Annotated in this window: 22 protein-coding genes; 5 read left to right on the top strand and 17 right to left on the bottom strand. The window is 41.6% G+C overall.

Features of this window, described 5'->3' with window-relative positions; genetic code table 11:
• Positions 1 to 24 precede the first annotated feature (24 nt).
• From QMG11_RS07135 to QMG11_RS07115, 5 genes are read right to left on the bottom strand one after another with little or no spacing between them, the layout of a single operon-like run.
• Complete coding sequence (locus tag QMG11_RS07135; RefSeq protein ID WP_281834705.1) at positions 25 to 903, bottom strand: YitT family protein; 879 nt, start codon at positions 901 to 903, stop codon at positions 25 to 27.
• Positions 904 to 914: 11 nt separating this feature from the next.
• Entirely contained in the window at positions 915 to 2,873 is a 1,959-nt protein-coding gene (gene hprK / locus QMG11_RS07130) for an HPr(Ser) kinase/phosphatase (protein WP_281834703.1), read from the bottom strand.
• 23 nt (positions 2,874 to 2,896) lie between these two features.
• Positions 2,897 to 3,130: a hypothetical protein gene (locus tag QMG11_RS07125; protein ID WP_281834701.1), complete on the bottom strand. Its 234-nt coding sequence runs from the start codon at positions 3,128 to 3,130 to the stop codon at positions 2,897 to 2,899.
• 3 nt (positions 3,131 to 3,133) lie between these two features.
• A complete protein-coding gene (locus QMG11_RS07120) occupies positions 3,134 to 4,372 on the bottom strand; it encodes a bifunctional folylpolyglutamate synthase/dihydrofolate synthase (RefSeq protein WP_281834757.1) in 1,239 nt (412 codons plus the stop codon).
• A 14-nt stretch (positions 4,373 to 4,386) separates the two neighbouring features.
• The gene (locus QMG11_RS07115) at positions 4,387 to 5,082 is read right to left on the bottom strand and encodes a 5'-methylthioadenosine/adenosylhomocysteine nucleosidase (protein WP_281834699.1); all 696 of its coding nucleotides are present in this window, start codon (positions 5,080 to 5,082) and stop codon (positions 4,387 to 4,389) included.
• A 164-nt stretch (positions 5,083 to 5,246) separates the two neighbouring features.
• Here QMG11_RS07115 and QMG11_RS07110 point away from each other — a divergent pair, with 164 nt between their 5' ends.
• Positions 5,247 to 5,777 carry an LPP20 family lipoprotein gene (locus QMG11_RS07110; RefSeq protein ID WP_281834697.1) on the top strand — a complete coding sequence of 177 codons (531 nt, stop codon included), beginning with the start codon at positions 5,247 to 5,249 and terminating at the stop codon, positions 5,775 to 5,777.
• Between the two features lie 27 nt (positions 5,778 to 5,804).
• Positions 5,805 to 6,794, top strand: coding sequence for an LPP20 family lipoprotein (locus QMG11_RS07105; protein ID WP_281834696.1), 990 nt, complete (start codon positions 5,805 to 5,807; stop codon positions 6,792 to 6,794).
• A 133-nt stretch (positions 6,795 to 6,927) separates the two neighbouring features.
• On the opposite strand, the gene map is transcribed toward QMG11_RS07105, so the two are convergent.
• The 3 genes from map to QMG11_RS07090 form a co-directional block, all read right to left on the bottom strand.
• Positions 6,928 to 7,674 carry a type I methionyl aminopeptidase gene (gene map / locus QMG11_RS07100; RefSeq protein WP_281834694.1) on the bottom strand — a complete coding sequence of 249 codons (747 nt, stop codon included), beginning with the start codon at positions 7,672 to 7,674 and terminating at the stop codon, positions 6,928 to 6,930.
• A 41-nt stretch (positions 7,675 to 7,715) separates the two neighbouring features.
• Positions 7,716 to 8,468 (bottom strand): PP2C family protein-serine/threonine phosphatase, encoded by a 753-nt coding sequence (locus tag QMG11_RS07095; protein WP_281834693.1) that lies wholly within the window; start codon positions 8,466 to 8,468, stop codon positions 7,716 to 7,718.
• A 66-nt stretch (positions 8,469 to 8,534) separates the two neighbouring features.
• Complete coding sequence (locus tag QMG11_RS07090; RefSeq protein WP_281834692.1) at positions 8,535 to 10,496, bottom strand: fructose-1,6-bisphosphatase; 1,962 nt, start codon at positions 10,494 to 10,496, stop codon at positions 8,535 to 8,537.
• Between the two features lie 195 nt (positions 10,497 to 10,691).
• On the opposite strand from QMG11_RS07090, the gene QMG11_RS07085 reads away from it, so the two are divergent.
• Positions 10,692 to 11,561, top strand: a complete 870-nt coding sequence (locus QMG11_RS07085) for a lysophospholipid acyltransferase family protein (protein WP_281834691.1) — start codon at positions 10,692 to 10,694, stop codon at positions 11,559 to 11,561.
• 7 nt (positions 11,562 to 11,568) lie between these two features.
• Here the strand turns inward: QMG11_RS07085 and QMG11_RS07080 are convergent, their stop codons facing one another.
• Genes QMG11_RS07080 through QMG11_RS07065 form a run of 4 tightly spaced genes read right to left on the bottom strand, consistent with a single transcriptional unit; the run spans position 11,569 to position 13,272 of the window.
• Positions 11,569 to 11,904, bottom strand: a complete 336-nt coding sequence (locus QMG11_RS07080) for an SDR family oxidoreductase (protein WP_281834690.1) — start codon at positions 11,902 to 11,904, stop codon at positions 11,569 to 11,571.
• Complete coding sequence (locus tag QMG11_RS07075; protein ID WP_281834689.1) at positions 11,862 to 12,332, bottom strand: SDR family NAD(P)-dependent oxidoreductase; 471 nt, start codon at positions 12,330 to 12,332, stop codon at positions 11,862 to 11,864. Before QMG11_RS07075 ends, QMG11_RS07080 begins: the two co-directional genes overlap by 43 nt.
• Positions 12,333 to 12,392: 60 nt before the next feature.
• On the bottom strand, positions 12,393 to 13,016 hold the full coding sequence (locus tag QMG11_RS07070) for an OmpA family protein (protein WP_281834687.1): 624 nt from the start codon (positions 13,014 to 13,016) through the stop codon (positions 12,393 to 12,395).
• A 13-nt stretch (positions 13,017 to 13,029) separates the two neighbouring features.
• Positions 13,030 to 13,272: a hypothetical protein gene (locus QMG11_RS07065; protein WP_281834686.1), complete on the bottom strand. Its 243-nt coding sequence runs from the start codon at positions 13,270 to 13,272 to the stop codon at positions 13,030 to 13,032.
• A gap of 163 nt (positions 13,273 to 13,435) precedes the next feature.
• Between QMG11_RS07065 and QMG11_RS07060 the strand changes: the two genes are divergently transcribed.
• Positions 13,436 to 13,759 carry a hypothetical protein gene (locus QMG11_RS07060; RefSeq protein ID WP_281834685.1) on the top strand — a complete coding sequence of 108 codons (324 nt, stop codon included), beginning with the start codon at positions 13,436 to 13,438 and terminating at the stop codon, positions 13,757 to 13,759.
• Between the two features lie 50 nt (positions 13,760 to 13,809).
• Here the strand turns inward: QMG11_RS07060 and QMG11_RS07055 are convergent, their stop codons facing one another.
• Complete coding sequence (locus tag QMG11_RS07055) at positions 13,810 to 15,081, bottom strand: L,D-transpeptidase family protein (protein ID WP_281834683.1); 1,272 nt, start codon at positions 15,079 to 15,081, stop codon at positions 13,810 to 13,812.
• A 438-nt stretch (positions 15,082 to 15,519) separates the two neighbouring features.
• The gene (locus QMG11_RS07050; RefSeq protein ID WP_281834681.1) at positions 15,520 to 16,308 is read right to left on the bottom strand and encodes a nitroreductase family protein; all 789 of its coding nucleotides are present in this window, start codon (positions 16,306 to 16,308) and stop codon (positions 15,520 to 15,522) included.
• Between the two features lie 253 nt (positions 16,309 to 16,561).
• Here QMG11_RS07050 and QMG11_RS07045 point away from each other — a divergent pair, with 253 nt between their 5' ends.
• A complete protein-coding gene (locus QMG11_RS07045; protein WP_281834679.1) occupies positions 16,562 to 16,852 on the top strand; it encodes a hypothetical protein in 291 nt (96 codons plus the stop codon).
• A 128-nt stretch (positions 16,853 to 16,980) separates the two neighbouring features.
• Here QMG11_RS07045 and QMG11_RS07040 read toward each other — a convergent pair whose 3' ends face one another.
• From QMG11_RS07040 to dnaB, 3 genes are all read right to left on the bottom strand, one after another.
• Positions 16,981 to 17,910, bottom strand: a complete 930-nt coding sequence (locus tag QMG11_RS07040) for a peptidase U32 family protein (protein ID WP_281834677.1) — start codon at positions 17,908 to 17,910, stop codon at positions 16,981 to 16,983.
• Between the two features lie 98 nt (positions 17,911 to 18,008).
• A complete protein-coding gene (locus tag QMG11_RS07035; RefSeq protein ID WP_281834675.1) occupies positions 18,009 to 19,247 on the bottom strand; it encodes a peptidase U32 family protein in 1,239 nt (412 codons plus the stop codon).
• A 320-nt stretch (positions 19,248 to 19,567) separates the two neighbouring features.
• Positions 19,568 to 20,905: a replicative DNA helicase gene (gene dnaB, locus QMG11_RS07030; protein WP_281834673.1), complete on the bottom strand. Its 1,338-nt coding sequence runs from the start codon at positions 20,903 to 20,905 to the stop codon at positions 19,568 to 19,570.
• Between the last annotated feature and the right edge of the window lie 8 nt (positions 20,906 to 20,913).

Here is a 20,913-nt window from a genome sequence, read left to right as displayed (position 1 = left end):
TTCACCTGCTTTGTCTGCTTATTTTTACTTCCCTGTCATTGGGGAGAATCCCTCTCCCAATACCTCATATACTTCCGATATGATGACAAAGGCTTTCTTATCCACTTCCTTGATAAGTTCAGTCAGTACGTGGATATCCTTGTTTCCGACTACAGTCATTACCATCTTTCTTTCCTGGTTGGTGTATAGGCCGTCTACCTTAAGGCCGTTACCTCCCCTTCCGATATCGTGGATAACTATATTCCTTATCTCCTCATACTGATCACTTATTATATATACCATCTTACTGTGGCTGACCCCTTCAAGGATCTTATTGATCACCACTCCCAGGGCATACAGTGCCACCAGGGCATACAGTGCTTTTTCGAAACCAAAGATCATGGCCGCTGATGAAAGAACCATAAAGTCCACTCCCATCATTGCGTGCCCCACTGGAATCTTGGTATATTTATGAACTACCTGAGCCACAATATCTGTTCCCCCAGTACTTCCTCCAAACTTCATAATAAGACCTATCCCGCCTCCTACAAGGAGACCTCCGTAGATAGGTGCAAGGAGGTAGTTGGCTCCCTTATGAAAGTCAATAAGGGTGTTGACATCTGGTATCAGCCACCCAATTAAATCTACATACACGGAAAGCATCACAGTTCCAAAAAAAGTTTTAAAACCATAGGCCTTTCCAAACACCTTTAGTCCCAGTAGAAATATAGGTATATTTATAGCAAGCATTATCATCCCTATTGGAAACCCAGTCAAATAGTTGATGATAATAGATATACCAGATACCCCTCCAGAAGCTATCTTGGCAGGTGCCAGAAATAGTGCTATCCCCGCTGCAGTGATAATTGTTCCCAGATTGACCATAAAATAGTCCATTAATATATTCTTTAAACGTCTTTTCATTTTTCCCCCAATTATTTATCTAACCCAAGTATTCTCTTTTCCTCCTGTGAAAATCTAGTCACTCCCTCTCTGTAAGCCTTTTCAGGGTCGTGACCCAGCTTTTTAGCCATGAGGTTCATAGTTGCTATCTCTACCATGGCTGCTGCATTTCTTCCAGAGGAGATGTAAAGTTCTGCCTTATATATGGAGTCGCCCAATATCTCCATAGTTCCTCCTGAGAACTTTGCAGAGGACAGATAGTCCTCACTCTTCTGCTCCCTCAGCTCAAGGATAGCATCCAGCCTTTTATTCAGCCTTACTGCTCCCAGTCCATAGAGGGTTTTTATATCTATAATTCCCAGTCCCCTTATCTCCATAAAGTGAGGAAGTCTTGCTGCCCTTCCTACTATATCGCCGCTGGGATGTTTTATAAACTTTACCATGTCGTCTGCTACCAGTCTGTGTCCCCTGTGGATCAGCTCAAGAGCAGTTTCACTCTTACCTATTCCACTCTTACCAGTAAGAAGGACTCCAAAACCATACATCTCCACAAATACCCCGTGAAGAGTTATTGCTGGAGCAAAGTAAGCCTCCAGGAAGCTGTTGAAGTCAGCAATTATCTGGCTGGTCTTCCTCTTATTGGACATAAGAAGAACTAGTCCTGCCTCCTCCACTGCCTCTATAAAGTATTCCGGTACATTCTTTACCCCTGCAAGAACTATTGCCGGGAAGTTATACTCCAGGTACTTCTTTAGATTATCCACCTTTACATCCTCTGATAGGCTTTCAAGGTATCCAAACTCACCCTCTGAAAAAACCTGTATCCTGTCTGGTCCATCCTCTTCCAGGGTATCGTAGTAACCTGAAAGGGCCAGTGCCGGCCTGTGAATACTAGTTTTATATATATAGGTATTTTCCAGTTTCTCCTCTCCGCATATTACTTCAAGGTCAAACCTTTCCTTTAACTCCCTTACAGATAGAGACACATGATTTTTCATAGCATTTTCTCCCTGGTTTCTTTTCTTGTTTTCCATTATGAGTTTTTTAGTTTCATTTAAAAAGTACTCAGCTGAGTTGGTACCACTCACCTTAAGCCTCTCATTTATAGCTGCTGTTTCTATTATTACTGCCAGATTTCTTCCCTTCCTTACTGGGAGATCTATAGTGGGAATATTAACCCCTAAAAGGTTTTCATATACCCTGTCTACCCCAAGCCTGTCATAGAACTTCTTTTCATCCCACTTCTCCAGGTTTATTATAAGGTTTACCTGCTTCTCCTTACGGGTAGCCCCCACTCCAAAACTGTCTGTAATATCTATCTTACTTCCATCCTTGTTTACCAGGAAGAAGTGCTTATCTGGATCGGACTTATCGAAGCCATTTACCCCTAATAACTGGTTGTCTCCTGTTCTCTGGAGGACTAGGTACTCATCTGTGATATACTTGTGTCCCCTTTCGATAAGCTCAATGGTAGCACCTATCTTAGCTTCGTGATATCCAGTAATCATTATCCCCATACCGAAGATCTCCAGAAGTATGTGATCCTCTATGACCATCTCTGGAGCCAGTCTCCTCTGAAGGTAGTACTTCATATCCCTGATTAAGTTGCTTGTACTCATCATAGAGGCTAGAACAGCTTTTCCCCTTCCTACAATTACTTCCAGGGAATCATCATCCAGCTCCGCTCCGTAGGTAAGGATAATACCTGGGAACCCATAGCTGAAGTACCTTTCCAGTATATCCCTTCTTTTTTTTCTGCAGAGGCTCTCAAGATAAGCTACCTCTTCCTTTCCAAATATATGTATGTGATCCTCCAATACCTGGGAGTCCTCATCAAAGTAACCTGTGAGCTCCGGGCCGCTTCTGTATATGTTAGGCCCGCTCAGTTTATAATCCAGGTTTTCCCCCGGACTTATAACCTCAAGGTTAAACTCCTTTATCATCTCCCTTATACTGAAGGATTTTTCCGTTACTTCCTTTTTAGTCGCCACCTGAACTTCCCCCTTGAAAAAGACTATTTTTTCTCCTGAAGTTTTTTAAATTCCTTCTGATAACTTCTATCCTTGTAGAAGTCCTCCCTTCTCACAAGAAAGCTATCCCTGAACTCCTCTGTAAGTTTATCCCGCCTTTCAATATCAACTCTTCTTGTATCCCTGTACTGGTTTATCAGTATATGAAGCTGATATATGGGAAAGGCAAGCATAAATATTATCATGATTAGCCTTATTAAGATTCTTCCCTTTTTCAAAGGTTACCTCCCCTTAAACTTACTCAAGAGATAGAAGGATCCGCATACAACTACAGCCCCCTTACCTAAGCTTAGAGCTTCTTTGTATGCCTCATCTATATCCTCTCTGACAACTGCCCTCTGAAAGCTGTCTGTATACTTTAGGAGATCCTCTCCCTTGAGGCCCCTCTTAAAATCAGCTAGAGATGTGAGGATGATAGTATCTGTAAACCCTCTGATCTCCTCCATCACTCCCTGGATATCCTTGTCCTCTAACACAGAGACTATGGCAACTACCTCATCCTCCCTGTAGGAGAGGTTTATATTTTCCCTGAGCCTTTTGGCAGCATCCACATTGTGTGCTCCATCCAGGATGAGAAGGGGTGCCCTTCCTGCAACCTCAAACCTTCCCGGCCAGGAAACTTTGGTAGCTGCTCTCTCAATAACATCCTCGGATATATTTAGAGTTTTAAGGACCTCATAGGCACAGAGGAAGTTGTTTACCTGATAGTTCCCAAAGAGGGAGAAGCTGTATTTTCTTCCCTGAAGCTCTATCTCTGTAGTATAGTTTTTGGTGTCCAGTCTGTAGCTAACATCCCTATACTTCTTCAGTACATCTGTATAATCATCCTTTTCATCCTCTATGGCCCTTGCAACATCCTCCTGGCTGTCCCCAACCACTACCTTGGATCCGGCTTTTATTATCCCTGCCTTCTCCTTGGCTATGGTGTAGATATCATCTCCCAGGAAGCCTGTGTGATCCAGACTTATATTGGTTATGACAGCGATCTCGGAATCCACGATATTGGTGGCATCGAAACGCCCTCCCATTCCGGTCTCCAGAACCAGAAAGTCTATATTTTCATCCTTAAAGTAGAGAAACATCATGGCTGTGGTTACCTCAAAGAAGGTCCCCCTTATCTCTCTCTCCTCAAGAACTTCCTTTACCCTGAGGAAGTATTCACAGATCTTCTCATCGGATATCTCCACACCGTTTAACTGGATCCTTTCATTGAATCTCACTATGTGGGGAGAGGTAAACTTTCCTACCTTATACCCCGCCTCTATAAGGCCTCTTTCAATTGTTGTAGCTGTAGATCCCTTTCCATTGGTTCCGGCAATATGGATCACTCTGTAGGACCTCTGAGGCTCTCCCAGAGCCTCACAGATATTTTTTATATTTTCAAGTCCCAGCTTTATTCCAAACATAGAGTAGTTATAGAGTTCCTCTAAAACCTTCTCTACTCCAACCTTCTCATCTATCACACAACTCACCTCTATATTCTGTCTAGCATTCCCTCTACTATTTCCTTTGAGTTCTTAGCTGCAAGTACTGTAAATTCCGCAAAGTCCATATCTGCATCGTGGTTCGCATTGTCCGAGATAGCTCTAAGCACCACAAATGGTGTATTAAATAGATAGCATACGTGGGCTACTGCTGCTCCCTCCATCTCTGTACACTGTGCATTAAATGTGTCGTTTAGCCACTTTACCTTCTCCACTGAAGCTATAAACTGATCTCCACTCAGGATCCTTCCTACCCATACCTTCTCAGCTTCAAACTTCTCAAGAGCCACTTCCTTAGCTATCTCCACAAGTCTCTCATCTGCCTTAAATGTCGATGTTTCCATTCTTGGGATCTCTCCGTGGGCACTTCCAAAGGCTGTACAGTCGAAGTCGTGCTCTATAAGGTCTGTTGAAACTACAATATCCCCTACCTTGATCTCTGGATTTACTCCCCCTGCTACTCCTGTAAAGATAACCTGGTCAACCTTAAAGTGATCTATAAGAAGTGTTGTACACACGCTGGCATTTACCTTTCCTATTCCTCCCTCTACAAGAACTACATCCTTTCCTCTCAGCTGTCCCTTATAGAAAGTAAGGTTTATTATCTTCTCCTCTGTAAGGTTCTCCATTACAGATTTTAACTCTACTATCTCCTCGTGCATTGCTCCAATTATTCCTATTAACATTTTTACCTCCGTCTATATCTCTAACATTGTTATTTTTTGGCATAATTCCACTGAAAATTATAACATAAAGAAACTCTCTTAGGCAATTATTATGGGGATTTTATTGACTTTACTTCGAGAATTTAAGTATAATTCAAAATAAAAAGAAAGGGGTTTAAGTGGATATGAAAAAAATAATACTTATGTTTATCACCCTGATATTAGTCACAGCTTGTTCCAAGGTGGACTACACTCAGACTGAAAAGTACCCTGACTGGGTTACCTCTCCTACCTATGAAGGAGGAATTGCAGGTGTTGGATCTGCCAAGATAACGGAGCTTGGCTTTGACTTTGCCAGAAAGGAAGCCATGGCCAATGCCAGAGCCGACCTTGCAAGACAGATCGGAATAAAGGTTAACTCTACTATTAAATCCTATGTGGCAAAGAGCGGAATAGATCAAAATGCCGCTGTGGATAAAGTGGTAGAAGAGGTCTACCAGGATGTTGTCTCCGAGGATATTACAGGTTCCAGGCTTGAAAAGACCTGGGAGAGTCCAGAGGGAGAGCTCTTCGTTCTCATGGTAGTTGATAATGAAAACATTATTAACGGTACTGTGGAAGCTATGGAGGAGATGGACGATGAGGACCTTGAGGAACTCAAGTCTGAGAAGTCCCAGGATGAGCTACGTCAGGAGCTGGAAAACTTTTTTAACTAGAATCTTTTTACTAAGGAGTTGAGTAATATGAAGAAAATATTGACACTTTTACTATTAGTTGCAGTTACAGTGGTTTCCATGGCCAAGGGGCTTGAGGGAACAGGCTATGGAAAAACCTCTGAAGAGGCCAGAAACAGTGCCTTAAACGACCTATCCCAGCAGATAAGGGTTCGTGTAGAGAGTACATATACAAGTGAAAAGGCCCTTACCAATGGAGAGACCAAGGAGGATATCATAAGCAGTATCAACCTTGTTTCCAAAACCGACCTTCTGGGAGTGGAGTATAAGACAAAGAAGTACTTCCTCAGAAAGAAGTACAGAGTTATCGCCCAGATCGACGAGGATAAGCTAGGTCTATATGAAGACAGAGCTGAGAAGCATAAAAACTACGTTAATCTTAACGTAAGGAAGTCGGAGTCCACTGAAACCCTTCAGGGTAAGAAGGAGCTTCTCCAGAAGAGTCTAAACGATCTGGATTACTTTGAGGGATACAGCAGCATCGCTATGATCCTAGGAAGTGAGAAGAACTTCTCAGTTAACTACACAAGGGGAGATATAGAGGGAAGGATAGCAAGGATCGACAATATCCTCAATGCACCTAAGGTTATGCTGGTTACCCTTACTGGTGACTATCCTAGCGAAGCCTATGACTACATTAAAAACAAGGTGGATAACCTTATAAGCACCCTTTCCAAGAACTCCTCAACAAGGCTGGTTATAGCTAAGGAGATGAACGAGGATGTAAATACCCTCTTCAATGTAAATGTAAACTCCTACTATATCGACCTTACAGATCCGGTAACCTACAACAACAAGGAGATTATCGGAGAGAAGTATGAGGCTTCCATCAATGTTACAATAACTGCCAAAGACAAGAATATAGAGGGGTACCTCATAAACAAGACTTCAGATGCCAAGGCATATGACTTTAATTCAAGAAAGAGCGCTATGTATAAGGCTGTAAATAACCTTTTCACAAGAGAGGAAGAGGAGCTTAAGGACAGCTTTTCATTTTAAATAAAGGAGCAACGTTACGTTGCATCCTGATAATCAGTTGTAACACTGATTTGTTCAGGTAAATATTTTATAAATTCTATACTTTCTTTAACAATAAAAAAGGGGCACACCAACTAGGTGTGCTCCTTTTAATTTAAAGTTGTGTAAGGATCTGTGGTCCGTCCTCTGTTATGGCAATGGTATGCTCATACTGTACGCATATACTTCCGTCTGTAGTTCTAGCTGTCCATCCGTCAGCCTCTATCTTAGACTTCCACGTCCCCAGGGTTATCATAGGTTCGATGGCTATGGTCATTCCATTTTTCAGCTTAGGCCCTGTACCAGGTCTTCCCTTGTGAACTATCTCTGGCGCTTCCCATAGGTTTCTTCCTACCCCGTGTCCTGCAAATTCAACAACAATTCCATATCCCTTAGGCTTGATATACTCCTCTATGGCATGTCCCAGATCTCCAACTGTATTTCCCTCTACAGCTACAGATATTGCCCTCATAAGGGATTCCAGGGTATCCTCCATAAGGGTCTTTATCTCCTGAGACACCTCTCCCACAGCATAGGTCCATGCTGAATCTCCGTGGTATCCTCCCTTGTAGGCTCCTATATCTATTGTAATTACATCCCCATCTTTAAGGGGCTTGTCGTCTGGCATCCCGTGGCATATAACGTCGTTTGGCGAAGAACATATAGATGACGGGAACCCGTGGTACCCCTTAAAGCTTGGAGTTGCTCCCCTGCTTCTTATGTGCTTCTCCACCAGCATATCCAGCTCCATAGTTGTTACCCCGGGCTTCACTGCATCCTTCAGGAGGTCATGGCACTCTGCCACTATCCTTCCTGCTTCTCTCATTACCTCTATCTCTTTTTTACTCTTAGTTATAATCAACTTTATCCTCCTATTTCTTTCTTTACTTTACAAGTATACAATTATTTGGATTTTATTTCAACTATGATAAAGGATATATTGTCCCTTGCCTCTATATTTGCCCTCTCCAGAAGCCTTCTGGCTCCCTTTAAACCCTCCATTTCCAGACACTCCTCTATGAAGGAGTACTCCATCTCCTCCCACAGTCCGTCGGAACAAATGAGGAATCTGTCCCCTACCTCTGCCTCCATCCTCTTCTCTGCAAGGTTATACCTTCCCCGCTCACCAGTAAGAGCTGAGGTCACGATATTCTTTTTATAGTGGTGTCTTATCTCCTCGTGAAGCTCCCCTGGAGACAGTCCCTTCCCTGCAAGAAGCTCCCATACATAGGAGTCATCCTCGGTCATCTGCTTCAGGGAATCCCTGTAGAGGTAGGTCCTGCTGTCTCCCACATTGAATATCTTCACCGTCTTATCCTCTAGGAATATTCCAGACACTACGCTGCCCATATGAGAGAGAACCTTATTTTCAAGGCCTATCTCCCTCATCCTCATCCTGGCTCTTTCCAGGGCTCTTCCTATAGAGTCCTTCTCCCTTCTCAGCTCATTAACTATTACTCCGCTGGCAACCTCTCCTCCGGGGTAGCCTCCCATACCGTCGGCCACTGCAAAGATGAGTCCCTCTCCCTCCAGAATCCTGCTCCTTACCTCTTCTAGCTCGCCCCTGTTGAAGATTATATCCCCCACAACAAGGCTGTCCTCATTTTTCTCCCTTATCCTTCCCCTTCCTGTATAGTAAAGTGCCTCTACCATCATAATATCACCCCTTAAAAACACTTACTCTAAAAGTTGGGGGCTTCCTTTTATATAGAAAAACTGCCCCTAAAGGCAGTTTTCATTTGGTTTAGATATTTTTTCCTTTACTGTACCATTTCTATAGGCAGCCAGAAGAGATCTGAGGTCCTGTATCTGATCCTTGAGCTCCCTTCCAATATCTGTATCTGCTACAGTTTTTCTGTTGGTCTTCTCCAATACTCTCATACTGGATTTTATCTCTACCCCTTCCCTAACTGCTTTTTCAATTGAGGTGAAGGGCTTGTGGGATACAAGTCTCAGTCCCCACGAGTTGTAGATAAGGGTGTAACCTGCAATTCCGGTCTTTGGCTGGTATGCTCTGGAGAATCCTCCGTCGATTACTAGAAGTCTTCCCCCTGCCTTTATAGGACTTTCCCCGTTTTTTTCCTCTACAGGGGTGTGACCGTTGATTATATGACCTGTTTCTGGGTCAAGGTCGAAGTCCTTGAGGATCTTCTGGCATATATCCTCCCTGTCTCTCAGGTAGAAGTAAGGGTTCAGTGCCTCCTTGTGAAGTGCCTTCTCCTTGAGGAAGTATCTTTCAAAGGTAGCCATCTTACTCTTTGCAAACATAGGAGACTTCTTTCCAGCCCACAGATACCATAACCAGTCTACTGAGTAGATATCCTTTGTAAAGTAAGCCTTTCTCACAAGCTGCTCAAATTTATCCAGAAGCTCCCTTCCCATATACTTCTTCCCGTCTATCTCAAAGGGCTTGTACTCCCCCATCTCATCTAGCACAAGGCAACCATGGTAGAGAAGGTTTCCGTTGTAGTTCAGATAGAGGGAACCATTTGTGTAGAAGAAGTGCATATGCTTTTGAAGCTTCTCGCTGTTTTTAAAGTAGAAGGTCAGCTTTTTAACTACCTCCTCCTCCTCCTTGGTCAGCTTATATGGATCCTTGGGATCTACTGTAGGAAAGCTGTTGCTGGTAAGCTTATAGTCCTTCCCCTCTATATTGATAGTTCCCTTCTCATAGTCGATCTTGTGAAGGAGCATCCTGTCATCCATCCCAAACTCTTTTCTCTTGGGAATAGCTCCCCCTTCAAGCTTAAACTGTATGATGGCTATGGCCTTATGCATCTTTGCAATAAGCTCCTTGTCCTTCTCGCTGTAGAACTGCTCCTGACTCAGCTTAGGTATAAACTCCTTGCAGGAATCGCTCCCATACTCTCTCATGGCAAGGGATCCAAGGGGAAGCATGTTTATTCCATACCCCTCCTCCAGACTCTCCAGGTTACCATATCTCAGGGAGATTCTGATAGCTGTAGCTACCATTATAGGATGCCCAAGGGCAGCTCCCATCCACAGGATATCGTGGTTCCCCCACTGAATATCCACATTGTGATGCTTCATGAGTTCATCCATTACCAGGTGAGCTCCATAACCTCTATCGTAGACATCCCCTATGATGTGTAGCTTGTCCACAGCCAGTCTCTGAATAACCTTGGATATAGCCACTATAAACTCATCGGATCTTTCAAGTTCAATTATCGTGTTTATTATCTGGTGGTAGTAGTCTTCCTTATTTAACTGTGTAGATTCCAGGTTTAGAAGCTCCTCAAGGATGTAGGAAAAATCCTTAGGCAGAGCCTTTCTTACCTTAGATCTCGTATACTTTGAGGAAACAACCTTACATATAGAGATAAGCCTGTACATATTTACCCTGTACCAGTCCTTCATATTCTCCTCTATTTCCTTTACCTGCTTTATCTTTTCCTCTGGATAGAAGATAAGTGTTGTAAAGTTTATCTTGTCCTCCTGTGACATGGAGAATCCAAAAATATCATCCACTTTAAACTTCAATACCCCTGAGGCTGTCCTCAGGTGATGGGTGAAAGCTTCATACTCCCCGTGTATATCCGTCAAAAAGTGTTCAGTCCCCTTTGGAAGGTTAAGTATCGCCTTAAGATTTATTATCTCTGTAGTGACATCTCCAATAGTCTGATACTGCTTTCCCAGGAGCCTTAAGTAATCCAAATCTCTCATTAACTATCCCGCCCTTTCCTCTGTTTTCTATTTAATATACGTTTATTACCAAACCTTGTCAAATTATTTTTAATTTGTTTAAGTACAAGTGTACACAATATCATTTTCTTGTAGATGGTAGGTTATTGTGTTAAAATATACTCTGATGATTTTTTATTTTATTCCATAATATAATGGTACGGAGGATCTTTTCATATGAAACATAAATTTGAATTTTTTATCACCATGGTTTTACTTAAAATATTGATGTTGTTCCCTGAAAGGTCTCGTTTTAAGTTTGCTGAATTTTTAGCTGTAGTAGGTTATAAGCTTATTAAAAAGAGAAGGCTCATAGCCCTTGCCAACTTAAAGCTAGCTTTTCCTGAAAAAACAGATAAACAGAGGGAAAAAATCGCTCTTAACTCATATAAGATTATGTCAAAGGCTTTTCTTTCCTCCATGTGGTTCAGGGAGTATTTAAAGAAAGAGGGGAATGTTAAATTAGTAGGAATGGAAGAAGTTGAAAAACTCTATACCGAAGGAAAGGGAATTATGGTTGCTACCATGCACATGGGAAATATGGAAGCCTCCCTTAAAGCTGCTGAAAAGTTTCACTTCACAACTGTAGCCAAGGCTCAGAGAAACCCCTACCTGGATGAATATATTACAAAGAACAGAGAGGAAGCAAACGTTACTCTCCTAAAAAAATCTAAAACCACCTCTAGAGAGCTTATGAAGCATATTCAAGAGGGAGATATAATTGCTCTGTTTTCAGACCACAGGGATAAGGGAGCCGTTGTTGACTTCTTTGGTGAGGAGACTGTTGCCCCTACAGGTGCTGTATCCCTCGCTCTCAAGTATGACATGCCCTTTGCCTGGTGCTACAATGTGATGCACAAGGATAATACCTGTACCACAAAAATCATGGTAATGGAGCTTGAAAAAACCGGTAACTTCAAGGCAGATGTGCTTCACAACACTCAGAAACTCATCAATGCCATGGAAAAAGCTATAAGAGAAAACCCAAGCCAGTGGATGTGGTTCCACGACAGATGGAAACTATATAAAAAACTATATAAAAGTTAAAGAGACCCTAGGGTCTCTTATTTTTTTGTATCCTGTAGATAATGCCTCTCTGGATCTTTCTGGGTATAAACCTTCCCACAAAGCTGGCTAGCCTGTTTATCCTCCCTGGAATAACTATCTCTCTTCCCTCTAAATATCCCCTGTAGCACTCTGAGGCCACCTCCTCTGGAGTTGTTATGGCAATGGATTTCTTTCCTCCCTCCATTCCTACAAATTCAGTGGAGGTAGGTCCCGGGCAGAGGGTCATGATCCTCACCTTGTTCCCTGAAATCTTGGAAAGCTCTCCCCTTATACCCTCATCTAGGGTAAGGGTATAGGACTTAGTTCCATAGTAAGCTGCCATGAGAGGCCCCCCCTCTGAAAAGCTGCAGTGGAGGCCACATTTATTATACCACCACTATTTCTCTCCCTCATCCTCTTCAGATAAACCTTGGTAAGGTAGGTGGCAGCTGTAATATTTATATCTATCATCTGAAGGTCCTTCTCTATCTCTTCCTCTACAAATTCTCCATAGTTCCCCATACCTGCATTGTTTATAAGGAGATCTATCTCCACTCCCTCATCCTCTATCCTCTCTACCAGGCCCCCGAGCTTATCTACCTGCCCGAGATCCCACCTTATATAGGAGAAGTTCTCCCCATGCTCCTCCCTTAGCGCCCTTAACCTCTCCTCCCTTCTTGCCACTCCGATTACTCTGTGTCCCTCCTCTATATACCTTATAGTGAGGGCTCTTCCTATCCCGCTGGTTACCCCTGTTATCAATATATTCACAGATCTTCTCCCTATAAAAGAAGACCCGGGATCTTCTCCCAGGTCTCATCCTACTTGTAATTATTTCTTTAAGATAACTTCGATTCTTCTGTTCTTGTCTCTTCCCTCTTGAGTTGCATTGGATGCCACTGGCTTGGAGAAGCTGAATCCTTCAGTTTCCACTCTCTTAGTGTCTACACCCTTAGACACAAGATAGTTCTTTGCACTTTCCGCTCTCTTCTTGGAAAGGCTCATATTGTAGTTATACTCCCCTACATTATCTGTATGTCCGTCGATCTTTACTTGAAGTGCAGTATAGATGTTTAATGCTTCTGCTACAGTGTCAAGCATTGGCTTAAACTCATTTTTGATAGTTGCCTTATTGAAGTCAAATACTACATCTGTAGGCATGATAAGAGTCAGTGTGTCTCTCTCCTGCTTGATTATTACTCCGTCCTTGTCGAAGACAGTCTCTGGATTTACAAATGCATCTATAGCATTTATGTCGCTCTCTAGAGAAGAGATTGTCGCCTTAGCTGACTGGATATCCGACTTGTATCCCTCTAGCATCTCCTGAACATCTGCGTTCTCTTGCTCTACCCTTGCAAGGGATGTTTCCATATTATTTAATGTATCCGCCTTTTTTGCAGAACTACACCCTACTAGTAGAGTTACTGCAGCTAAAGATATTAATATTTTTTTCATCTACAACTCCCTCCTACTCAGATAGTGCTTCTTTTATTGCGTCTACTTTAGAGTTTAACATATCTACTTTTTTGTTTAGAGACATAGCCTCATTCTTAAGGCTTACTGCTTCATCTCTTAATTCAGCTGTATTTGCCTCTACTGTTGTCACCTGTGATTGGAGATCTGTAATCTGTGAATCCATTGATTTTTCATCTGCAGATGAGCATCCCACTAAAAGTAACATTGTTGCACTTACTATCAATAATTTCTTCATAACTTAATTCCTCCTTATTTATTGGTACCTACCCTGGTATTTTACCCTATATCAAATAGAGAAATCAACACTTTTTCCACAACTTCTTCTAAAACTCTCCAAAAGGATTTTTTAATTTAATGGGTATATTTCTAGTAAATAAAGTAAAGAAAGGAGTGTTTCTATGTCTATCTTTGATATATTCTCAGGAAATGACACCACCATAAATTGTTGTCACTGTGATCACAGATATACAACCAAGAGACCCAAGCCCCTTAAGAAGAAGGTTCATGAGAAGGCCCAGTGGCACCTTGAAAACCTGGATGAGGAGTTAAACAATGTCTATATCTATGAGTTTTCAGAGGTGGCCAGCTCTACATGTCCCAACTGCAAGAATATCAACTACCTCTTCCTAGACAGCAACCACAAGCTAATCGTCTCTAAGGAGAGACCATCGGATACATACCTTACAAAGATCCTTTTAGAGCACTGGATTGAAAAAAGCTGAGATTAACTCAGCTTTTTTATTTACCTGCCTATATTCAGTTGCTTCCTGTCCTAGATGACGATTACCACTACATTCTCCTCTATCCCCTGAAAGTTCCCCTCTCTCCTCTCCTCTCCAACTACCCAGTCAAAGAGAAACTCGGCATGTTCCAGGGTATTTCTTACACACTTCCTTGTTCCGGGGTAGCTTCCGAGGAGGGATTCCTTTATCCTTCTATACTTCTCCAACTCCTCCTCCTCTGTGAGGTTAAATGGTGTCCCATGAATATAGCCTCCCCCTGAAAATCTTATTGCATACTGGGCGTATCCCTCCTTCTCACCGTAGGCGTCGTTATATATCATAAAGTTTTTAGCCGTGGGAACTATGAAGGCCCCCCTTGGAGTCTTGAATCCCAGCCTGCTCTCTATCCCCGTCTTGCTGTAGGTATAGGAGATGAGCTTCCACGTGTCCTCCTCCCTTTCATATACTCCTAAGTTCTGATTTTTTATATCTATTACTATGGCCTTTCTGGGCATACTGTCTATAACAAGTCTTTTGTCGATCCTTCTCATGGATATATCCAGATAGGGCTCCTCTCCCCCCTGCTTAATTATTCGATACCTTTTTCCTACCTCACCCTCTATGGCAACTATGGTCCTGTCTGCTACAAATACTTTGGTTCCCTTATAGTATCCCACAGCACTCTGATCCTCTACATTGCCATACTTATCTGTGTCCCTCATAAGACCTTCATTGTTCGGGTTGGGTATATAGGCATTCACTGAAGCTACCTCCATGCCGCTGGCAATGCTTCCCTCTATAAAACCTTCCAGCTCCCCTATCTTCTCCTCCATCTTGGCAAAACGGAACTCTCTGAAGAGCACTATCTTTTTATAGACAAAGACCTCCCCCTCAGGGGTATCTATCCTATACCACTCCTCTCCCATGTCATTTTCCACAAGCTCCAGCACCTTATATCTTTTTCCCTCGTAGGCTTTGGCCACTATCTCACTCTCTGTGGTAGGCTTCTCTCGAAGGTTTATCCTGGGTCTTGCTATTATTATATAGCTTAGATTTTCCGGAAGGGTTCCCTGGTACTTTAAATCCACTGGATACTCTCCCTCTATCTCATTACTAAATTTTCGTACTACCTGCCACTCCTGTAGCTCCTCATTCACTGCTCCTTCCTCTATCTTTTCATCTTCTTCAGCTGAAGTTCCCAGGGCAATGACCTTCTCAATATTTAAACCCCTCTTTGCATCTATATGTGGCCTCTCTATATTCTCTGCTACTACACCTACAGACATTATTAGTAGTGCAAGGAATAAAATTACTTTTTTCATAATTTTCCCCCTCTCTGTAAATATACTTAGATACCTTATATATCCCACATTTAAAGTTCTCTTCCTTCTTAATTATTAAATTTTAATCTTCCCCAGCTAAAAAGGAGCGTAACGCTCCACCCCTGATAACCTTATGGAATTGTTTTTTACAATGGAATTAATCTATGACCCTATACTTTTCTTAAATAATAAAAAAGGAGCAGCCTCAGCCACTCCCCCTCTACTTTTAATTTAGCTGCTTCTCCTCCATGAAAAGATTAGTTTTCAAACAAAAGCTCCAGCTTCCCCAAGACAATAAAAGGCAATAGTAATACTAATTCTAGACTCTTCAAAACTCTCATCTTTCTCCCCCTAAAAAATTGTTACAACTTTTTGACTACACCAATACACTAAAAGTTTATTTTTTTTAAAATTTTTTATTATTTTCTTAATCTTCCTCTAATATTGGGGCTCCCCACACCAAAGTTTGATGGCTGTAGCTACAGACCTGTTCATCTCAGCCATGAAATCAGAGGTCACCTTCCTCTTATAGTAGTGCTGGCCTATATTGTTGCACCCCTCGAGGTACTTCCCCTTAAATACTCTCTCATCCATCTCACTGTACATCCTGTGGAACTCCTTCCTGTCGAGCCTCCTGTACCTATCCTTAAAGACAACACTTTCCCTGGGAAACCTTGTAGTCAGAGGCCTTCTCAGCTGACTTTCAGTAGGATATCCAAAGCACAGCAGCCCCACTGGGAAGGTGTAGTCTGGAAGATCAAAGAGTTCCCTGTGGATCTCATAGTTCTCCATTATATCCCCGATATAGCAGGAGCCAACTCCCATGGATTCTGCAGCTACCACTGCATTTTGAGCAGCAATAAGGGCATCGCTGACACAGAGCATAAAATCCCCTGCTCCAGGCTTGTAGCCCTCTATCCCCTTCATCTCATTTATAACCCTCACATCACAAACTTCAAAGTAGTCCATCCACTTTCTAAAATCTGCTAAAAATATAAGGACAAGGGGTGCCCTGGCTATCATTGGCTGATTATCACATGTTTCTACCAGTCTATCCTTTATTCCCTGATCCTCTACCTCCAGTATGGAGTAGAGAACCATATTTCCTGCAGTGGGAGCTCTTATGGCTGACTCCAGTATCCTTTCCCTTATCTCCTGAGGTATCTCTCTTTCCTCATAGGCTCTTATACTTTTCCTTTCCATAAGCAGTTCAATCACTTCATTCATTCTACTCCCTCCATGTCACTAATATACTTTATTTAATAGGATTACTCCACTTAGATATTACTTCACTTTTCATTAAATAAGTCTAAATTATTTTGAAGATCTTGCCTCACCTTCCCCAGGACTTCCCCTCCTATTATTAAAAATAATTATATTACTTTTTAAAATAAATTTATTTTGAAGGACCATTATATAGTGTATCAGTTAGTTTAGACCTTAATCTAATTAAACAATAGAGTAGGAAGGGAGGTATACCATGAAGAAACTATTAATATTAACCATATTGATCAGTGGTTTAACCTATGCCCAAGGTGGCGGAGGTTCAGGAGGAATGCAGGGCTTCAACCAGTATATCACCTCTGAGTTTGAAGATGTCAGGCAGGAGATTAAAGAGGTAGACGAGAGAGAGATGGAATACACTGAAAGAATGAGTAGGGGATTAGCTGAGGATGCAGCCCTAGGTGCAGATCAGGAAGCTATAGAGAAGGAGAACCAGGAACTTAAGGAAGAAAAAGCTAAGATTATGATACTAAAGAGCATAGAGTAATAAAAGCAACGTGACGTTGCACCCCAATAATCAAAAGGAGCACCGGCTACTTCAAGAAACTTTTTATAAATTCTATGCTTTCCTTAACAATAAAAAAAAGATGGATTTCTCCATCTTTTTTATTTTATCTATTCGTAGTCCTTTGTCTTCTCTCCGGGATTTACAAAGTAAAATCCTGCAGTATACTTTCTTGGAGCTGCCTCTTGTAGTTCCTTCAGCCACTCCTCCTTATACTCATAGTTACCAGAGTAGTAGCTCTCTAAAGCTTCCCTGTAAACTCTCACTGAGGTTTCCAGATAATCTTCCTCCATCATCCTTCCCTCTATATTTAAAGAATCTACTTCTAGTTCTAATATTCTATCTAGGTACTCTATAGTACATAAATCTCTAGAATGGAAGATATGAGTACCATGCTCATCCTCATATACAGGCATATACTCTCCAGGTCTTGTCTGTTCCTCTATAGAAAACTTCCAGTTTTCATCCGCTGATTTTGTTACTTCCTTTGTAGACATGTAGCTGCTCAACAGGCTTCTACCTGAACTAGCCATACACATTGCTCCGTGGGTATGGATCTCTATCTCCATTTCAGGCACTCTTTCTCTTATCTCAGCTACATTCTTTATTGAGATCTCTCTGGCTAAGACTACTCTTCTTGCTCCTAGTCCATACCACATCTTTACTGATCTCCAGTTGGTATTACTAGACTGGGTTGACACACTGATCTTTAGGTCCGAGTAATCTCTTACTACCTGAAATACTCCTAGATCAGATATGAGTACTCCATCTATTCCTATCTCATCTAAGAACTTCACATAGGTATCCAACCCTTCTAGCTCTTTATTTGTAGGAATCATATCCAGGGTTACCCATAGTTCCTTACCTAAAGAGTGAGTGTAGTCCACTGCTTCCTTTAGTTCATCCCTTGTAAAACTATGTGAAGTAGTCTTTATATTATACCCTTCTCCACCTACTAGGACACTGTCTGCTCCAGCTTTTAACGCTATCTTCAATTTATTCATATCCCCAGCTGGGGCATTTATTCTTGCTCTTTTCATTTTGCATCTCCTTAAAAGTTACACAAATTACTTGCACCTTTATGCTACACATTTTTTCATTCAAATTATAAAGTCTAAATACTTTTACAACAGATTAACTACTCTTTCTCTTCAGGAAGTACTCTTCTTACCATATCTAACTCACTTATATCGGTATTTAGAGTTATTCTTACAGTAGTATTTGGATGAGATACCTCTACCTCTTCTTCGAAGTTACCCTTTATCTGAGTCATTGTAGGTAGAGTTATTATCTTAGGTTCCCCTGTATTACTAATTACCTCCAGTTCCTCCCCAGAGAATATTCTGTTTCTTACAGCTAGGATATATGTGTTTTCATCTACTTTTTCTACAACCTTAGCCACTAGCTGATGACTCTGACTATATGAGTTTCTGTTATTATAGTTTTGAGCATCTGAATCTGGCTGACCAAAATAAAATCCTGTAGTATATTTTCTATGTGAGATAGTTTCTAGCTCTCTTAGCCACTTCTCATCATACTTATAGCTACCACTATAGTAGCTGTCCAATGCTTCTCTATAAGACCTTACTACATTGGATACATAGTAGATCCCCTTCATCCTTCCCTCTATCTTAAGTGAGTCAACTCCAAGATCTAGTATCTTATCTATTATTTCTATTGTACAAAGGTCCTTTGAGCTAAAAATATGAGTAGGTTCATCACCATCTAATACCTCTTTATAGTCACCTTCATTGTCCTTACCACCCTCTACTATAGAGTACTTCCATCTACATGACTGGGCACAGTCTCCTCTGTTGGCATCTCTGGCTGTCATATAGTTACTTAGCAGACACCTTCCAGATACCGACATACACATTGCCCCGTGGATAAATACCTCTATCTCAATACCAGGTACCTTTTCTCTAATTAGAGCTATATTTTCCAGAGTATTTTCTCTGGCAAGTACCACTCTCTTTGCTCCCATCTCATGCCACATCTTTACTGATCTCCAGTTGGTGTTACTGGACTGAGTAGACACACTAATAGCCAGGTTTGAGTTTTCCTGTACTATCTGAAATACTCCTAGGTCTGCTACAATTACACCGTCTACACCTATCTCATCTAAGAATTTTACATATTCAGCCAGACCTGCTGTTTCGTGATCATGTGGGATTATATTTAATGTTACCCATACAGTTTTATCTCTATCATGGGCATACCTTACTGCTTCCCTTAGCTCTTCCTCTGTAAAGTTATGTGAACCGGCTCTTAGGTTAAACACCTTGCCCCCCAGATACACAGCGTCAGCACCGTAGTGGAATGCCATCTTCATCTTTTCCATGTTACCAGCTGGAGCTAGTAGTTCTGCTCTCTTCATTGATTAAATCATCTCCTTAAAAAATCCTATGAATTACTTGCACCTTCATAATTTCATCGTTTTTACAGACTAGTTTAAAGTCTAATTATAGGGTTTCTTAATGTCAAATTAGGATAAAGACTTTTGATTAAAATCTTTCTACCTTCAATTTGCTTTATCCTTATAAGTGATAAAGGCTTAAGTTAATCATCCTTTTATCACTTAAAGGAAGTATTAAACTTGAATACTTCCCTTAAGCAATAAAAAGGGAGCTGTTAGCTCCAATTTTATTATTGATTAAATTTTAAACTCCACAATGGATACAACATCACGTTGCTTTATTAATCTATTTGTCCTGTATAATTTGTAAACTTAGTCTGCTCGTGAAGGAAGTTAAGTTTAACTGTTCCCACGGGACCATTTCTCTGCTTACCTATAATAACCTCGGATATTCCTTTAAATTCACTATCTTCATTGTAGTAATCATCTCTATATAGGAATACTACCATATCCGCATCCTGCTCGATGGCACCTGAGTCTCTCAGGTCGGATAGCATTGGTCTTCTGTCTGCTCTTTGTTCAGTAGCACGGGACAGCTGTGAAAGGGCAATTACAGGAACATTCAGCTCCCTTGCTATCCCCTTAAGAGCTCTTGAGATATCAGATATCTCCTGCTGTCTACTCTCATTTTTACCTGCACCACTGATAAGCTGCAGATAGTCGATAAGTATCATATCCAGCTTTCCAGCTGCCTTCAGTCTACGAGCCATGGCTCTTATCTCCAGTACCGTTACATTGGGAACATCTGCTATATTTATCTCTGAGTTGGACAGCTTTCCACTTGCTATACCTATCCTTCCCCACTCATCCTCAGCTAGGAATCCGTTTCTTAGCTTCTGCAGACCTATACCTGCCTGTATAGCAAGAAGTCTCTGCAGCAGCTGTGCACTGGACATCTCCAGACTGAACACAAGAACTCCCTGGTTTTCGTTCATAGCAGCATTCAGGGCCAGGTTCAGCGCAAAGGCTGTCTTACCCATAGATGGTCTTGCAGCCAGTATTACAAGGTCTGAAGGGTGGAATCCACTGGTCATATCATCAAAGTGAGTAAACCCAGAAGATATTCCTGTGGCCACTCCCTTGTTCTGATAAACCGTCTCCAGTCTCTCAAACTCCTCACTCATAATGTCCTTCAGATTAACTACATCCTTGCTCTCCTTGCTTTCAGAGATCTTGAATATCATTCCCTCTGCCTTGTCCAGGATACTGTCTACTTCCTCATATCCCTCATAGGACATCTCAACTATCTTTGTACCTATATCCCCTAACCTTCTTAGGGTAGCTTTTTCCTTTACTATCTTTGCATAGCTGATCAGGTTGGCTGCTGTTGGGACTGCTTCAGCAATCTCATAGATTACCTGCTCCCTTCCGCTTTCCTCGTACTTCTCCATCTTTTTTAGCTTCTCAATTAAAACAATGGGGTCGATAACTTCCCCATTGTTGTAACACTCTATCATGGCCTCATATATATTTCTATGGGCTGCTTTATAGAATTCAGAAGGAGTAAGTACCTCAACCACATCACCAAGTGCATCGGGCTTTAGAAGGATTCCTCCCAATACGGATTTTTCTGCTTCCAAACTGCTTGGTACCTTCTTTAAATTTTCTAAATTCTGCATATTTTTCT

This window comes from Propionigenium maris DSM 9537, from assembly GCF_027925155.1.
Taxonomy (GTDB): Bacteria; Fusobacteriota; Fusobacteriia; order Fusobacteriales; family Fusobacteriaceae; genus Propionigenium; species Propionigenium maris.
This window is presented reverse-complemented; position numbering and strand designations above follow the sequence as displayed.

Coding starts and splice junctions, on each gene's coding strand:
- QMG11_RS07070 (WP_281834687.1), bottom strand. CDS start 13,016: ATGAAAAAAATATTAATATCTTTAGCTGCAGTAACTCTACTAGTAGGG.
- QMG11_RS07115 (WP_281834699.1), bottom strand. CDS start 5,082: ATGTTAATAGGAATAATTGGAGCAATGCACGAGGAGATAGTAGAGTTA.
- QMG11_RS07090 (WP_281834692.1), bottom strand. CDS start 10,496: ATGAGAGATTTGGATTACTTAAGGCTCCTGGGAAAGCAGTATCAGACT.
- QMG11_RS07085 (WP_281834691.1), top strand. CDS start 10,692: ATGAAACATAAATTTGAATTTTTTATCACCATGGTTTTACTTAAAATA.
- QMG11_RS07040 (WP_281834677.1), bottom strand. CDS start 17,910: ATGAAAAGAGCAAGAATAAATGCCCCAGCTGGGGATATGAATAAATTG.
- dnaB (WP_281834673.1), bottom strand. CDS start 20,905: ATGCAGAATTTAGAAAATTTAAAGAAGGTACCAAGCAGTTTGGAAGCA.
- QMG11_RS07055 (WP_281834683.1), bottom strand. CDS start 15,081: ATGAAAAAAGTAATTTTATTCCTTGCACTACTAATAATGTCTGTAGGT.
- QMG11_RS07045 (WP_281834679.1), top strand. CDS start 16,562: ATGAAGAAACTATTAATATTAACCATATTGATCAGTGGTTTAACCTAT.
- QMG11_RS07065 (WP_281834686.1), bottom strand. CDS start 13,272: ATGAAGAAATTATTGATAGTAAGTGCAACAATGTTACTTTTAGTGGGA.
- QMG11_RS07060 (WP_281834685.1), top strand. CDS start 13,436: ATGTCTATCTTTGATATATTCTCAGGAAATGACACCACCATAAATTGT.
- QMG11_RS07050 (WP_281834681.1), bottom strand. CDS start 16,308: ATGAATGAAGTGATTGAACTGCTTATGGAAAGGAAAAGTATAAGAGCC.
- QMG11_RS07080 (WP_281834690.1), bottom strand. CDS start 11,904: ATGGCAGCTTACTATGGAACTAAGTCCTATACCCTTACCCTAGATGAG.
- QMG11_RS07035 (WP_281834675.1), bottom strand. CDS start 19,247: ATGAAGAGAGCAGAACTACTAGCTCCAGCTGGTAACATGGAAAAGATG.
- QMG11_RS07095 (WP_281834693.1), bottom strand. CDS start 8,468: ATGATGGTAGAGGCACTTTACTATACAGGAAGGGGAAGGATAAGGGAG.
- QMG11_RS07110 (WP_281834697.1), top strand. CDS start 5,247: ATGAAAAAAATAATACTTATGTTTATCACCCTGATATTAGTCACAGCT.
- QMG11_RS07105 (WP_281834696.1), top strand. CDS start 5,805: ATGAAGAAAATATTGACACTTTTACTATTAGTTGCAGTTACAGTGGTT.
- QMG11_RS07135 (WP_281834705.1), bottom strand. CDS start 903: ATGAAAAGACGTTTAAAGAATATATTAATGGACTATTTTATGGTCAAT.